At 70.3% G+C, this 15,595-nt stretch carries 9 protein-coding genes and 1 riboswitch; of the genes, 3 read left to right on the plus strand and 6 right to left on the minus strand.

Annotated features, from left to right (window positions below; all coding sequences use genetic code 11):
- Window positions 1-136: 136 nt before the first annotated feature.
- The 3 genes from M1L60_RS36715 to M1L60_RS36725 are packed head-to-tail and all read right to left on the minus strand — an operon-like array spanning window position 137 to window position 4,925.
- Complete coding sequence (locus M1L60_RS36715) at window positions 137-2,575, minus strand: transglutaminase TgpA family protein (RefSeq protein WP_253242154.1); 2,439 nt, start codon at window positions 2,573-2,575, stop codon at window positions 137-139.
- On the minus strand, window positions 2,572-3,870 hold the full coding sequence (locus tag M1L60_RS36720) for a DUF58 domain-containing protein (protein ID WP_253242155.1): 1,299 nt from the start codon (window positions 3,868-3,870) through the stop codon (window positions 2,572-2,574). Before M1L60_RS36720 ends, M1L60_RS36715 begins: the two co-directional genes overlap by 4 nt.
- Before the next feature lie 2 nt (window positions 3,871-3,872).
- Window positions 3,873-4,925 carry an AAA family ATPase gene (locus M1L60_RS36725; RefSeq protein ID WP_253242156.1) on the minus strand — a complete coding sequence of 351 codons (1,053 nt, stop codon included), beginning with the start codon at window positions 4,923-4,925 and terminating at the stop codon, window positions 3,873-3,875.
- Between the two features lie 307 nt (window positions 4,926-5,232).
- On the opposite strand from M1L60_RS36725, the gene M1L60_RS36730 reads away from it, so the two are divergent.
- Both M1L60_RS36730 and leuS read left to right on the plus strand, forming a co-directional pair.
- Window positions 5,233-8,064: a M36 family metallopeptidase gene (locus M1L60_RS36730; RefSeq protein ID WP_253242157.1), complete on the plus strand. Its 2,832-nt coding sequence runs from the start codon at window positions 5,233-5,235 to the stop codon at window positions 8,062-8,064.
- A gap of 177 nt (window positions 8,065-8,241) precedes the next feature.
- Window positions 8,242-11,043 (plus strand): leucine--tRNA ligase, encoded by a 2,802-nt coding sequence (gene leuS, locus M1L60_RS36735; RefSeq protein WP_253242158.1) that lies wholly within the window; start codon window positions 8,242-8,244, stop codon window positions 11,041-11,043.
- Between the two features lie 263 nt (window positions 11,044-11,306).
- Here leuS and M1L60_RS36740 read toward each other — a convergent pair whose 3' ends face one another.
- The 3 genes from M1L60_RS36740 to M1L60_RS36750 are packed head-to-tail and all read right to left on the minus strand — an operon-like array spanning window position 11,307 to window position 14,009.
- Complete coding sequence (locus M1L60_RS36740; RefSeq protein ID WP_253242159.1) at window positions 11,307-12,053, minus strand: TVP38/TMEM64 family protein; 747 nt, start codon at window positions 12,051-12,053, stop codon at window positions 11,307-11,309.
- A gap of 35 nt (window positions 12,054-12,088) precedes the next feature.
- Complete coding sequence (locus M1L60_RS36745) at window positions 12,089-12,799, minus strand: type 1 glutamine amidotransferase (RefSeq protein WP_253242160.1); 711 nt, start codon at window positions 12,797-12,799, stop codon at window positions 12,089-12,091.
- Window positions 12,789-14,009, minus strand: coding sequence for a Mur ligase family protein (locus tag M1L60_RS36750; RefSeq protein WP_253242179.1), 1,221 nt, complete (start codon window positions 14,007-14,009; stop codon window positions 12,789-12,791). The genes M1L60_RS36745 and M1L60_RS36750 overlap by 11 nt, the downstream gene beginning before the upstream one ends.
- Before the next feature lie 457 nt (window positions 14,010-14,466).
- A riboswitch (cyclic di-AMP (ydaO/yuaA leader) is annotated at window positions 14,467-14,651 on the plus strand.
- Window positions 14,652-14,657: 6 nt separating this feature from the next.
- Between M1L60_RS36750 and M1L60_RS36755 the strand changes: the two genes are divergently transcribed.
- Entirely contained in the window at window positions 14,658-15,467 is an 810-nt protein-coding gene (locus M1L60_RS36755) for a C40 family peptidase (protein ID WP_253242161.1), read from the plus strand.
- The last annotated feature ends 128 nt before the right edge of the window (window positions 15,468-15,595 follow it).

The following is a 15,595-nucleotide window of genomic DNA, read 5'->3' on the forward strand; positions in this document are numbered from 1 at the left end:
CCGTGCGGAGGGAGCAGCATGGCTCCCTGGAAGCGGCGATGCCGCCCCCGCCGTACGGAGGGAGCAGCATGGCTCCCTGGAAGCGGCCATGCCGCCCCCTCCGCGCGGGAGGGAGCGGCATCGGTGAACCGTCGGGTCAGCGACCGCGGTGCGGCAGCAGCCGGCGCGGGCTGGCCTTGGCCAGGATGTCGCGCAGCCGCCCGCTGGCCGTGACCAGCCGGGCCGACCCCTCGGCCAGCCCCAGCCGCCAGCGCATCAGCACCGACGGCGGCATCAGGACCGCCGCCAGCCGCGTACGCCGGTTGGCCGAGCGGGCCAGACCCTTGCGCACCCGGGTCAGGGCCGCCGTCAGCTCGCCGCCCTCGAGCGGCTTGCGGGCGTACCGGGCCCTTTCCTCGGCCGCCCCGAGCAGGGTCGCCGCCGCGGCCGGTTCCTCGAGCAGCACCGCGTCGGTGACCAGGCGCTGGACCGTGACCCGGGGCGTCTCGGTCGGGTCGATCGGGATCCGGAAGTCGACCATGGTGTCCATCAGCTCGTCCCAGGCCGCGTGCGCGTCGGCCCGCGCCTTCACGGTCTCGGCCGTCACCACGATGTCGCCCGGGCCCTCGACCGATCTGACCCTGGGTTGCTTGGGCACGGTGACCGCGTGCCGGTGCCGGCGGACCAGCACCCGGCGCAGAGCCGGCACCAGCAGCAACGCGATGAGCAGAGCGGCCAGGCCGATGATGAGCAGCGCCGTGCCGGACAGGACGCCCGAGTCCGACCCGGTCGAACCGGCCGCGCTCTGGTCGCTGAAGTCCGGGCGGTCGGGCCGCTCCACGCCGCCCGCGGCGGCCGACGGGTCGGCCTCCGGCACCTCGGTCGCCTCCGAGGCCGTGGTCGACGGCTCGGGCAGGTCGACGTCGGGGGCGTAGTCGGACCGGGCCGCGCCGGCGACGTTGGCGGCCGGGGTGGCGTCGAACGGGATCCAGCCGAAGCCCTTCAGGTAGACCTCGGTCCACGCGTGGGCGTTGCGGTTGGTGATGACGTACGTGTCGCCGTCCTTCTCGCCCCGGGTGAAGCCGAACGCCACCCGGGCCGGGATCCCGGCCTCGCGGGCCATCCAGGCCAGCGCCGCCGCGTACTGCTGGCAGTAGCCGACCTTGGTCTGCAGGAACGCCGCGATCTCGGAACTGGCCGCGATGGGCTGCGTCGACAACCGGTAGGTGAAGCCGTTCTTGATCGAGAAGTGGTCGTAGAGGGCCCGGATCTTGTCGTACTGGGTCCGCTTGCCCGCCGTGAGCTCCTGGACCAGCGCCGACACGGTCGCGTCGTCGGGGTGGTTGGTGTTGCGCTTGACGATCGGGTCGTCCGGGTTCAGCTCTTCGGCCTGGCGCAGCTGGGCCGGCGTGTAGCGGGCCCGCACGTACTCGAAGTTGTAGGTGAGCTCGCGGGTCGAGCGGCGGTTGGAGTAGACGACCTGCTGGTTGTCGTCGAAGAACCAGCCGTTCTGCAGCCCGTCGACCCCCACCGTGTTCTGGTAGACCGGCAGCATGCCCTGCTGCAGCTTGTCGCTGATCTGCACCTCGGCCCGGTGCTCGGCGAACGAGCCGCCGGCGGTCGACGTGCGCGGGTCGGGCAGACCCTGCGCGATGTTCTCGCCGGACGGGTTGGTGCTGCCGAAGCCGTTGTTGTTGAGCTGGTCGGCGACGCCGAAGCGCAGGTAGTACGGCGTGCTCTCGTTGGTCTTGAGCCGCACCAGCTCGACCACCTCGGTGCGGCTGAGCTGACCGCTGAGCGAGGCGAACAGGTTGATCCGCCCGCCGGTGCCGTTGCCCGTGCCGACGCCCACCCCGGAGCCGTTCTGGGTGAGCTGGGACAGCAGCCCGCCGCTGATCGTCGGCACCAGCAGCGGCAGCAGCACCGCCGCGACCACACCGATGGCGCCGAGCCGGCGACCGGCCGAGGCGAGCGGGGACGGTTCCCACACGTCGACGTCGCGCCCGTCGCCGGTGAAGCGGCGGCCGAACCGGCGTACCCGGTCGATGTTGTCGCTGACCAGGAGCCAGAGGAAACCGACGGCGCCGATGATGAACGGCAGCACCGGGACGCTGTTGACATATACGGCGACCGGCACCGAATAGATGGCCAGCATCGGCAGCCCGGCCAGGGCCGGTTTGCGGGCCACGACGGTCAGCAGGTCGACCGCGATCGCCACCGAGCCGATGCCGAGCACCGTGACGAAGAGCAGGCCGTCGCGGTCGGGCACGGGCACGCCGTACGACCGGGTGTCCTGCCCGGCCTGGGTGAACAGCTCGCCGAAGTGGCTGAACGTGGACGGCGTCGGGATGAAGAACTCCGAGCCGCTGGGGAACAGCCAGGTCAGCGTGAGCAGCAGCATCACGATCATGCTGAGCGCCTGGGCCCAGGCCGGGAAGCGCAGCGTGCGCGCCCCGACCGCGGCCCCGGCGATCAGGCCCACGGTCAGCAGGCACTGCATCAGCCAGGTGTAGCTGTCGAAGATCGACGAGATGGGCGCGGCCGCGAGCAGGGTGGCCCCCGCCGCGACGAGCCCGAGACGGCGCCGGCCGCTCATCGGTTCACTCCACTCACGGTCTCGGCCATGGCCGCGCGCCACGCGAAGCCGCTGGAGCCTCGCGCCGCCGCCGGCCACAGCGCGGGCAGCGTCGACCCGTGCACGACCGGCACCGAGCGCCAGCCGCTGTGCACCAGGGCGAGCGCCGCCGCGGAATGCTCCCGGTCGGCTTCCTGCCGCTCGCTCGGGCCCAGGTTGACCCAGGTCGAGCTGTCGATCGCGAAGCCGATACAGGTGGCGCCGTTGCCGCGCAGCTGGGTCAGCAGCTCGGCCTCGGGCACGGTCAGGGCGCCGAAGATGCCGATCACCAGGCCGCCGTCGGAGCGGCGGCGGACCTGCTCGACCAGCACCGAGATGTCGCCGTTCTGGGCCAGCTTCACGTCGGCCAGGGTGTCGAGGATGATGCCCTCGCCGGTGGCCTCGGCGGCGTCGATGTCGATGCCGGAGCCGGTGACCAGCCGCAGCTTGTAGCCGGCCTGCCGCAGGTGCATGGCGATGCTGGCGGTGGCCGAGACGGCCCACTCGAAGCTGGCCGTCGGGCCCTCGCCGCGGTGCGCGTAGACCCGGGTGTCGAGCACCACGGTGGCCCGGCTCTCCCAGGGCTGCTCCTCGCGGCGGACCATCAGCTCGCCGGTGCGGGCCGTGGAACGCCAGTGCACCCGGCGCAGGTCGTCGCCGCGCCGGTACTCGCGGGTGGCCGCGTCGTCCTCGCCGTGGACCGCGACCGACCGGGCGCGGCTGTCGCCGGTGCCCGCGTACTCGCCGGCCAGCCGGACCGCCGGCAGCGTGACCACCTGGGGGATCACGGTGAGCCGGTCGACGCTGGGGAACGAGCGGGTCAGCTCGCACAGGCCGAACGGGTCGGTCAGCCGGATGACCAGCGGGCCGATCGGGTAGCGGCCGCGCACGTCGGCCCGCACGGTGTAGGCCACGCTGCTGGCCTGGTGGGCGCCGAGACGCTCGAGCACCACCCGGGGGCGGCTGCCCAGCGCGTACGGCAGCCTGTCCTCCAGCAGCAGGGTGCCGGTGGGCAGGCGGGACATGTTCTGCAGGCGCAGGATCACCCGCGCGCTCGAGCCGACCGGGGCCCGGCCCGGGTCGAGCGAGCGGGTGCAGGCCAGCTTGTAGCGGCTGCGGCCCACGTACGCGGCGGCGAGCAGGGGCAGCGCGGCCAGCAGGATCGCCACCCGCAGCAGGTCGCGCTCGCCGAGGATGATCGCCGAGATGCCGGCCGCGGCGGCCGCCGCCAGGAAGGAGCGGCCGCGCGTGGTCAGGCCGCGGAGGGCCTCCCGCATGTTCAGCGCCCCCGAGGCTCGTACTGGTTGGTGGGGCCGCCGCTGTTGTTCCGGGTGTCGTACGGCGAGCGGTTGCGGTCGTGCGGCAACGGCAGGCGGTGCACGATCTCGGAGACGATGGCGTCGGTCGTGCGCCGGTTGAGCTGCGCGTCGGCCGTCGGGATGATGCGGTGCGCGAGCACCGGCACGGCCAGCGCCTGCAGGTCGTCGGGCAGCACGTAGTCGCGGCCCTCGAGCGCGGCCACGGCCTTCGCGGTGCGGATCAGCTGCAGCGTCGACCGCGGGGACGCGCCGAGCCGCAGCTCGGGCGCCTCGCGGGTGGCGGTGACCAGCGCGATCGCGTACTGCTGGACGGCCTCGGCCGCGTGCACGTCACGCGCGGTGGCGATCAGCCGGCGCACCTGGGCGGCGTCGGTGACGGCGCGCAGGTCGTTCAGCGGGTCGTGCGCGTCGTGCCCGTCAAGCATGGCCAGCTCGGCCCGCGGGTCCGGGTAGCCCATGGCGATGCGGGCGGTGAACCGGTCGCGCTGGGCCTCGGGCAGCGGGTACGTGCCCTCCATCTCGATCGGGTTCTGCGTCGCGATCACCATGAACGGCGCCTGCAGCTCGTACGTGGTGCCGTCGACCGTGACCTGCCTCTCCTCCATGCACTCGAGGAGGGCGGACTGCGTCTTGGGCGACGCCCGGTTGATCTCGTCGCCGACCACCAGGTTGGCGAAGACCGCACCCGGCTTGAACTCGAAGTCGCGCGTCTCCTGGTTGTAGACGCTGACCCCGGTGACGTCGCTGGGCAGCAGGTCGGGGGTGAACTGGATGCGGCGCACGGAGCAGTCGATCGACCGCGCCAGCGCCTTGGCCAGTTTGGTCTTGCCCACACCGGGCACGTCCTCGATGAGCAGGTGGCCCTCGGCCAGCAGAACCGCCAGCGCGAGCCGGACCGTTGCGCCCTTGCCCTCGATGACCTGTTCGATGTTGGTCATGATGGCCGACGTCGCGGCTCGGAACTCGTCGCTCGGCATCGGTCCACCGGGCTCGTCCCAGGTCGGGGTTGTCACGGGCCTCCTCCAGGTATGTGTGCGCGCCCATCCTGGGGCGCGGGGGCGAAAGATCACCGAAAAGGCTGACCACGCCGCCCCGTCACCACAGGTTAGCCCGATCACAGCAACTCGCCGAGGTCGGCCGCCCTGCTGATTCGACAACCGTCAACCGGACATGAATATCGGATAGGTAAAGAATCAGACATCGCTCTAGTTATATTTGCCGATCTACAAGAAGAGTCAGCCATCGACGGGTCTCACCAGTGAGGCCCGATCGAGAGGGGCTGAATTGAGACCGTTATCCGTACCGTCCGCAACCCGGCGGATGGGGGCGGCAGCCGCCGGCGTCGTCCTGCTCGCGTCACTCCTGCCCGCGCAGGCGCAGGCCGCACCGCTTCCCGGTGCCGTTTCCGGGGCGACCGACAGCAAGTCGCAGCGACGAGCCGACTACGACTCCCGCCAGAACCTGGCCGCCGCCGCGGCCGCCGCACCCACCGCCGCCCTGAGCCGCGCCGCCGTCCCGGCGCCCTCCGGCTCCGCGGTCAACACTTTGCGTGACTCCCTCGGCATCCAGGGCATCGTCGACATCGACCGGGCGTCGGGCACCCCGCGCCGGGTGGCCAAGCTCGACGGGTTCCTGACCGGGCCCAGCAAGCAGAAGCCGACCAGGATCGCGCTCGACTACGTCAAGGCCCACCCCGAGGTGTTCGGCCTCAGCGCGGCCGCGCTGGCCTCCCTCGAGCTGCGCCAGGACTACGTCGACATCGAGGGCACCCACCACCTGAGCTGGGTGCAGGTGGCCGACGGGGTGCCGGTCTTCGGCAACGGCCTGAAGGCCCACGTGGCCAAGGACGGCCGGCTCGTGCAGGTCGACGGGGCGCCGCTCAAGTCGCTGCCGTCGAGCGCCGGCGCGGCCAAGCTGTCGGCCACGGCCGCCCGCGCCACCGCGGTCAGGGACGTGTTCGGCACGTCCACCGCCAAGGTCACCAGGACCGAGGGCGCCAAGACGGTGTTCGCCGACAACGGCAACGCCAAGAAGGTCTGGTTCCAGACCGCGTCGGGCCCGCGCCTGGCCTGGCAGACGATCGTCGTCGACGAGGGCTACGTGCACGTCATCGACGCGACCAGCGGCGAGGTGCTCTACCGCCAGAGCACGGTGGCCAATGACAGCGCCGACGTGTGGACCAACTACCCGGGCGCGGCCCGCGGTGGTCAGCAGAAGCCGGTCGACCTGAACGCCAAGGGCTGGCTGCCCGACAACGCGCGCATGCTCAGCGGCAACGTCGCCCACGTCTACTCCGACGTGAACGACAACGACCTGCCCGACGCGTCCGAAGAGGTCGGTCCGTCCGGCCTGCGCAAGTGGAACTACCCCTTCGTCGACTTCAACGACGAGGTCGGTGGCCTCTGCTCCGACGCGTACCCGTGCTCGTGGGACCCGGAGACCCCGAACTCGTGGCAGACCAACCGCAAGCAGAACGCGGTGCAGCTGTTCACGTTCCTGGGCACCTTCCACGACCACCTGAAGGCCGGCCCGATCGGCTTCACCCGGGCCGCCGGCAACTTCGAGGCGCGCGACGGCGACGCCGTGCAGGGCCAGGCCATGGACGGCGCGAACACCGCGGACGGCCTGCCCGACCCGAACCACGTCGACAACGCCAACATGAACACCCCGCCCGACGGCATCCCGCCGGTCATGCAGATGTACCTGCTGAGCCCGGGTCCCGCCTCGGTCGCCGCCAACACCGGTGACGAGGCCGACGTGGTGTTCCACGAGTACACCCACGGCCTGTCCAACCGCCTGGTCGTCGACGCGGCCGGCAACTCGACCCTGAGCAACCAGCAGGGCGGCTCGATGGGTGAGGCCTGGAGCGACTTCTACGCCTGGGACTACCTGGTGGCCAAGGGTCTCGAGAAGGACACCGCCAAGCCGGGCGAGGTGCTGATCGGCAAGTACTGGACCGCGGGCGGCACGATCCGCTACGAGGCCCTGGACTGCCCCGTCGGCTCGACCTCGGCGGCCTGCCCGGGCACCCCGGGCGCGGGACCCGGCGGGTTCACGTACGGCGACTACGGCAAGATCTACGGCGGTGGCCCCGAGGTGCACGCCGACGGCGAGATCTGGGCCCAGACCCTGTGGGACCTGCGCACGGCGATCGGCAGCAAGAGCTCGCAGTCGCTGGTGACGCGGGGCATGGAGCTCTCCCCGGCCAACCCGTCCTTCCTGGACATGCGCAACTCGATCCTGGCCGCGGACCGGGTCGTCAACAACGGCAAGAACGCCAAGGCCATCTGGAAGGTCTTCGCCAAGCGGGGCATGGGCTACTTCGCCGCCTCGATCGACGGCGACGACGCCCAGCCGGTCGAGGACTTCTCGCTGCCGCCGTCGGCCAACACCCCGCGCGGCACCCTGAAGGGCAAGGCCACCGACGCCGACACCGGCGCCGCCGTGGCCGGGCTGACCGTCGCCTTCGGCGGCCACGCCTCCGGCTTCGCCGGTGACTACCGGGCCACCACGGCCGCCGACGGCTCGTACTCGATCTCGGGCATCATCCCGGGCACGTACGCCAAGGTGTTCGCGCGCGGTTCGGGCTACGACATCGTGGTCAAGACGCTGTCGATCAACTCGGGCACCAAGACCGAGAACTGGTCGGTCCGCAAGGACTGGGCCGCCTCCTCGGGCGGGGCCGGGATCGTCAGCTTCACCGGGCCCGACTACACGCCGTTCGGCTGTGGCCCGGCCCAGTTGATCGACCAGTCGCAGATCTCGGGCTGGGGCTCGGACGTCGCGCCCGAGGGCGTGAACGCCGTGATCCGGCTCTCGGGCGCGGTCGACGTGTCCGAACTGGTGATCAACCCGTCGGCCACCTGTGGTGACGACGAGACCGCCTCGACCGGTGGCTACCGCGTCGAGACCTCGGTCGACGGCACGACCTGGGCCGTGGCCGCGAGCGGCAGCTTCCCGAACGGCACCGTCACCCCGACCCCGGTCGCGCTGGCCGCGGGCACGGGCGACGGCATCCAGTTCGTCCGCTACACGATGCTGACCACGCAGGGTCAGGACGCGGGCCTCTGCCCGGCCGGCCAGCCGCCGACCGTCAGCGGTTGCGTGTTCCAGGACAGCACCGAGCTGGCGGTCTACGGACCGGCGGCGTAACGCTCGGATACCGGTCGCCGTCACCCGGCGGCGACCGGTATCATGCAATCCATGGCTCGGCGTTTCCTGCTTCTTAGCCGGCCGTGCTGCCCCCGCATCTAGCGGAACAGCACGGCGACCCCTCCTGCGTGAGGGGTTTTTTCATGCCCAGCCACCCTAAGGACGGATGCCGAGACCATGAGCGAGTCAGAGACCCCGAAGTTCCGTTACACCGCCGCGCTGGCCAACGAGATCGAGCCGCGCTGGCAGGCCTACTGGGCCGAGAACGGGACCTTCCAGGCGCCCAACCCGGCCGGTGAGCTGGCCGACCCTGCGCACCCGCGGGCCGGGGCGCCCAAGCTGCACGTCCAGGACATGTTCCCGTACCCGTCGGGTGCGGGCCTGCACGTCGGCCACCCGCTCGGCTACATCGGCACCGACAGCTACACCCGCTACAAGCGGATGGCCGGCTTCAACGTGCTGCACCCGATGGGCTTCGACGCGTTCGGACTGCCCGCCGAGCAGTACGCGGTGCAGACCGGCACCCACCCGGCCGTGACCACGGCGGCCAACGTCGAGCGTTACAAGAATCAGCTGCGCCGCCTGGGCCTGGCCTACGACGACCGCCGTTCCTTCTCGACCACCGACCCGGACTACTACCGGTGGACGCAGTGGATCTTCCTGCAGGTCTTCAACTCCTGGTACGACCCCGCGGTGCGCAAGGCCCGCCCGATCGACACGCTGATCTCGGCGTACGCGGAAGGATCGAAGCCCACCCCGGACGGCCGGCCGTGGGGTGAGCTGTCCGCGGTCGAGCGGCGCAAGCTGATCGACGACCACCGCCTGGCCTACGTCAGCGAGGCGCCGGTCAACTGGTGTCCCGGCCTGGGCACGGTGCTGGCCAACGAAGAGGTCACGCCCGACGGGCGCAGCGAGCGCGGCAACTTCCCGGTCTTCCAGCGCAGCCTGAAGCAGTGGATGATGCGGATCACCGCGTTCGGTGACCGCCTGGTCGAGGACCTGGACACCCTGGACTGGCCGGAGCCGGTCAAGCTGATGCAGCGCAACTGGATCGGCCGCTCGCGGGGCGCCCACGTCGACTTCGCGGTCGGGGCCGACAAGATCACCGTCTTCACCACGCGGCCGGACACGCTGTTCGGCGCGACCTACATGGTGCTGGCCCCCGAGCACGCGCTGGTCGACACCATCGTGCCGGCAGCCTGGCCCGCCGGGACGAACGCCAAGTGGACCGGCGGCGCCGGCTCCCCGGCCGCGGCCGTTGCCGCGTACCGGGCGGAAGCCGCGGCCAAGACCGACGAGCAGCGCACCGAGGGCAAGGACAAGACCGGCGTCTTCACCGGCGCGTACGCCACCAACCCGGTCAACGGCAAAGAGGTCCCGGTCTTCATCGCCGACTACGTGCTGGCCGGCTACGGCACCGGCGCGATCATGGCGGTGCCCGGCCAGGACACCCGCGACTGGGAGTTCGCCGAGGTCTTCGAGCTGCCGATCATCCGTACGGTCCGGGCCCCCGAAGGTTTCGAGGGCGCGTTCACCGGCGACGACGTGGCCATCAACAGCGACTGGCTGGACGGTATGGGCGTCGTCGACGCCAAGGCGGCCATGATCAGCTGGCTGGAGCAGCACGGCCACGGCAAGGGCGCGACCACGTTCCGCCTGCGCGACTGGCTGTTCAGCCGGCAGCGCTACTGGGGCGAGCCGTTCCCGATCGTCTACGACGAGACCGGCCTGCCCGTCGCGCTGCCCGAGTCGATGCTGCCGGTCGTGCTGCCCGACGTCGACGACTTCTCGCCGCGCACCTTCGACGCCGACGACGCCGACAGCGAGCCCGAGACCCCGCTGTCGCGCAAGAAGGACTGGGTCAACGTCGAGCTGGACCTGGGTGACGGTCTGAAGACGTACACCCGCGAGACCAACACGATGCCGCAGTGGGCCGGTTCGTGCTGGTACGAGCTGCGCTACCTGGACCCGAACAACGCCGAGCGCCTGGTCGACAAGGACAACGAGGCGTACTGGATGGGGCCGCAGCGCGACGGCGACTGCGGTGGCGTGGATCTGTACGTCGGTGGGGTGGAGCACGCTGTGCTGCACCTGCTGTACGCGCGGTTCTGGCACAAGGTGCTGTACGACCTGGGGCACGTCTCGTCGTTCGAGCCGTTCCGGAAGCTGTTCAACCAGGGGTACATCCAGGCGTACGCCTACCGGGATGCCCGTGGGGTCATCGTGCCGGCCGAGGAGGTGACCGAGCGCGACGGGAAGTACCTGTTCGACGGCGTGGAGGTCATCCGCGAGTACGGCAAGATGGGCAAGTCGCTGAAGAACGTCGTCACGCCGGATGAGATGTGTGAGCAGTACGGGGCGGACACGTTCCGCGTGTACGAGATGGCGATGGGTCCGCTGGACGTGTCGCGGCCGTGGGAGACGCGGGCCGTGGTGGGGTCGCAGCGTTTCCTGCAGCGGGTGTGGCGCCTGGTCGTCGACGAGGAGTCGGGTGCGGCCCGGGTCGGCGACGAGCCGCTGGAGCCTTCCGTCCGCAAGCACCTGCACCGCACGATCGCTGGGGTCACTGAAGACCTGGACGAGCTGCGGTTCAACACGGCCATTGCGAAGCTGATCGAGCTGACCAACACGCTGACGCCGCTGCCGTCTGTGTCGCGCGAGGCAGTGGAGCCGCTGGTGCTGATGCTGTCGCCGTTCGCGCCTCACCTGGCTGAGGAGCTGTGGGGGAAGCTGGGGCACTCGGGGTCGCTGGCTTATGCGGCGTTCCCCATCGCCGATCCGGAGCAGCTGAAGGCTGAGTCTGTTACTTACCCGGTGCAGGTGAACGGGAAGGTCAAGGCTCGCGTGGAAGTGGCGCCTACCGCCCCTGAGGCCGAGGTGCGGGCTGAGGCTTTGGCCGCGGTGGCTGAGGCTCTGGGCGGACGTGAGCCCAAGAAGGTCATCGTCGTCGCCGGCCGCCTGGTCAGTGTTGTGGTGTAAGACCCTGGGGCGCCGCCCCAGACCCCGGCCATCGCTCGGAGATCTCTCTGGCGATGGTTGCGGTGGAGGGCTTGGGTGATCTCCTCGCGACGGCGGCCGTAGTGGATCGCAAAGAGAGGGAGGACGCAACCACACCCCGGTTGCGTCCTCCCTCTCTTCACGATGTGGCTTTGGCTGCCGTCGCGAGGAGATCACCCAAGCCTTAGGGGTGGGGGTATGGAAAAGCCCGCCGCACGGTGTGCGGCGGGCTCCCTTTTCTTAGGTCAGGCGATGGCGGCGGCTGCTGCGGCCTTCTTGGCGGAGCGCTTCCACCACACGATGATGCTGGTGGTGAGGGTGAAGCCGATCAGGGCGGGAGCCAGGCTCAGCGGGCTCATCTCGCCGGGGCGCACCACTGCGGCGCCGATGACGGCGTAGCTGACGGCGGACGGGATGCTGGCCAGTGTGGTGCCCAGCAGGTAGCGCTTGCGGCAGACGCTGGTGGTGCCGTAGGCGTAGCCGACCAGGCCGAAGGGGGCCAGGGGGAGGAAGCGGACCAGCAGTACCGCGGAGAGGCCTCGGCGGTTCAGCCAGCCGTCCAGGCGCTCCAGTTTGCCGCCGGTGCGGGCGGACAGGGCGCCGCGGCCGACCCAGCGGCCGGCGTAATAGGTGGCGGCTGCGGCGATCACCGCGGCCGCCAGGGCCGTGGCGGCGCCGGTGGCGGCGCCCAGGACGGCGCCGCAGGCCAGGGTGATGGCTGTGCGGGGGACGAGCACCGACAGGAGCAGGCCGCCGACCACGGCCATGACCACCGCGGCGGCGGGGCCGAGGCGGGCGAACTGGTCGGCGATGTCCTGCAAGGGCAGGACCGCGGCGGCTACGGCCACACCGGCCAGGACCGCGCCGAGGATGCCGAAACGGGTCAGACGCCGCTTCCAGCCCATCGACGTCGGGGTGTGCTGCGAGAGCTGAGGAACCTGAGGGTCCAGCGCGGGCTGTGCGCCCCGCGGGGCGATCAGGATGTCAGTCATGCAGGTTTACCGCCCAATGCTCGTCGAGGTCAGGGTCAGGCGCCGGCAGCCGCGAGTCGTTCGGCTCGAAGCTTGTCGGGCCAGGTGTCGTCAACAGGGGGAAGACTATCCGCGCCGGTGGCCCAACGCAGTAGCAGATCGGCTATAGCTGGGTTGCGAGCGAGCGCGGGGCCGTGGGAGTACGTCCCGAGAATCTTCCCGTGCCATGCTCCCTCGGTTTGCCCGTCATTGCCAATGCCGGCGGTCACCCGGGCCAGTGGGGCGACGCCCGGGCCCAGGTGGGTGCGGCCGCCGTGGTTCTCGAAACCGCTCAGCGGGGGCAGGCCCAGCCGGGGGTCGATGTCGCCGCGGATCTCGCCCACGGCGCGGGTCTCGCCCCGGTCGGAGTGCAGGTCGAGCAGGCCCAGCCCGGGGCATTTCGTCCCCTTGGCGAAGAACGAGTGACCGAACAACTGGTAACCCGCGCAGATGGCCAGCACCGCCGCGCCCTGGTTGACGGCGCGGTGCAGGCCGCCGTCGTTGATCAGGCGCTGGGCGGCCAGGGCCTGCGGGCCGTCCTCGCCGCCGCCGATCAGGTAGATGTCCGCCGTCGAGGGCATGGGCTGGTCGGAGCGCACCGAGTACGTCTCGACCGGGATGCCGCGGATGGCCGCCCGGCGGGCCAGGATGAGCAGGTTGCCGCGGTCGCCGTAGGTCGACAGCAGGTCCGGAAAGATCCAGACGATTCTGAGGGCCTCAGTTGACACGGTCCAACTCCGCTCGGATGTCCTGGAACGCCGTGTAGTTGGCGATCACTTCGAGGCGTCCCATCGGGACCGACTGGATCGCCTCGTCGAAACTCAACACGTGCCGGAACGGGATTCCGTTCACTTCGAGTCGTACGGCCAGGTCGAAGGCCCGGTCGCCGGTGATCAGCACCGGGCGGTTGTGCAGGGGTGAGAAGTCGACGTCGTACAGCCACGACGTGTCGAAACCGTCGGGGTCGCGCGCGTTGATGGAGAGCAGCGTGGGGGCCTGCTCGGCCATGTCGAACGCCTCGAGCCAGCTGGCCGGGTTCTTGGCCAGCAGGAGCCGGATGTTGCGGCCGTCCCGGTCGACCTGGGCGTAGCGGCCGGCGATCGAGGCGACCGTGGACAGGCGGGGGAGCGCCTCGATGGCGCGGACCCCGAACTCGGCCGCCACAGCCAGCGCGGTGGCCGCGTTACCGATGTTGACCGTGCCCGGCAGCTGCAGTTTGACCAGGTGCCAGTCGCCGCGCGGGTCGACCACACCGTCGTCCTCGACGCGCCACTGGGCGTGCGGGCGGCGCAGCGGGCAGCCGGTGCACCACCAGTCGCCGTTGGCCCGCTCGATCGGGTGGCCGCTCTCGGGGCAGACGAAGGAGTCGTCGAGCCAGCGCTGGCCGGCGCTGAACCAGGTGATGTGCGAGGAACCGTGGGCCGCCCAGACCACCATCGGGTCGTCGGCGTTGGCCACCACGGCGACGTCGGGGTGGCCGGCCAGCGCGGTGCGCCACATCTGGGCCATCATCGCGACCTCTTTGGCCCGGTCGAGCTGGTCGCGGGACAGGTTGAGCAGCGCCACCACGCGCGGGTTGGTCTCGTCGATCACCCGGGCCAGGTAGTGCTCGTCGACCTCGAGCACCGCGAACGGCGTGGCCCCGGCCTTGGCCAGGGCCGACGTGTGCCCGGTGGGCATGTTGGCGCCGAACGAGTTGGTGGCCACCGGGCCCAGCACGCCGAGCGCGGCCGCCGCGAGCCGGGTAGTTGTCGTCTTGCCGTTGGTGCCGGAGACGAGCGCGATGGCACGGCCGGCCGCCAGGTGGGTCAGCAGATCGGGGTCGATCTTGAGGCCGATCCAGCCGCCGATGACCGAGCCGTCGCCGCGTCCCGCGGCCCTGGAGAGCGCGGCCGCGGTCTTCGACACGGAGGTCGCGACCTTGGCCCGCAGGGGCATTTTCCCGTCCGTCACGGCGACGAGGGTACCGGAACGGCAGGTTACGTCGAGTTGCCGAGAGTCCGATTTCAGCGCCCGGGGCCGACGCCCTGCGGAAGGCATCGAGACCAACCGTTCGGCGGACGCCATTTCGGCCGGTGAGAAAGGTTTGAACGGCGGAAGAGTGAATATTCGGCACCGGTCACCCAAATGGTGCTGAAGAATTATGTGTTCTGATTCACCCGTAACTTTGGACAGTGAGTAATTTACCGATCACGGGTCGTCATGGCATTTGTCGCCGCCTGGTAGCAAATCGGACAGTCACTCACATGCCAATCACTCTGCGTGACGAAATCGGATACTGCAACCTTCGAGAAATTCGGGTAGCAAGGTCTGGCCGGCAGCGCCCGCTGCCCGACTCGCGACGACCTGGTTCACGCCGAGCCCTGCCCCGGGCCGGTCGACGCGACCACCCGAGCACCACGTACCACCAACACAGGCAAACGGGGGCAGGGACGGGGGACCCAATTGCGGTCCTCTCCGCGCCACCCGCTCCGGTGGCGATCACGGAGAAGACCTTGGGGTGAAGTTGCCGAAAGGCGACCGGGCAGCCTTCCCGCCCGAACCCGACAGCTAACCTCGCAGGCGTGCCGGAGGGATATCTCTACCGTGCACGGACACAGTTCGAGCCGGGGCCGCCGCATGCGCGGCGCCGGCACCATCGCACTGTCACTGGGTCTCTGCCTCTGCGCCGGCCAGCTCGTCGCTGGTTCGCCCGCGAGTGCCGCCACCGCCACCCCCATCACGGCGGCGGCTGCCTCGGCCAAGGTAAAGCCCGTGGTCAAGACCTCGTACTCCACCCGCAAGGTGAAGTCCGGTGCGAGCGTCAAGGTGACCGCGAAGTACATCAACCCGACCAACGGCAAGGTCGTCACGTCCGGAACGGTGCGCCTGCAGGCGTTCCGCAAGGGCAAGTGGGTCAACCAGACGTCGAAGAACCTGGGCAGCAGCGGTTCCGTTGCGCTCTCGTTCAAGCCCGGCGCCAGCGGTTACCTGCGTGCGGTCTACGCCGGGTCGGCCAAGTTCGCCTCGCTGACGGGCGGCAAGACGTACGTGAGCGTCGTGCCGAACGGCAACAAGATCATCAACGAGGCGAGGAAGCACGTCGGCTCGCTGTACAAGTTCGGTGCCGCCGGTCCGACGCGTTTCGACTGCTCGGGCTACACGATGTACGTCTACCGCAAGACCACCGGTAAGAAGCTGCCGCACAAGGCCAACTCGCAGCAGAAGTACGGCACGGGGATCGCCAAGTCGAAGAAGCAGATCGGCGACCTCATCATCTTCCGCAACGGCTCGTACGGCTACCACGCCGGCATCTATGCCGGCAGTGGTTACATGTACGACTCCCCGCACACCGGTGCCCGGGTGTCGAAGCGCAAGATGATCGGCTCGAACTACGTGGTCCGCCGCCTGGCCTGACAGCCAGAAGGACCAGACTCAGCGGGGGGGGGCCCGGGGGGGGGGGCCCCCCCCGGCCCTGCTCCTGATCGACATGATGCAGGCCTACTTCACCGCCGGCAGTCCGTTCGACCTGGGCTCCCGGCAGT

The organism is Paractinoplanes aksuensis, assembly GCF_024137025.1.
Taxonomy (GTDB): Bacteria; Actinomycetota; Actinomycetes; order Mycobacteriales; family Micromonosporaceae; genus Actinoplanes; species Actinoplanes aksuensis.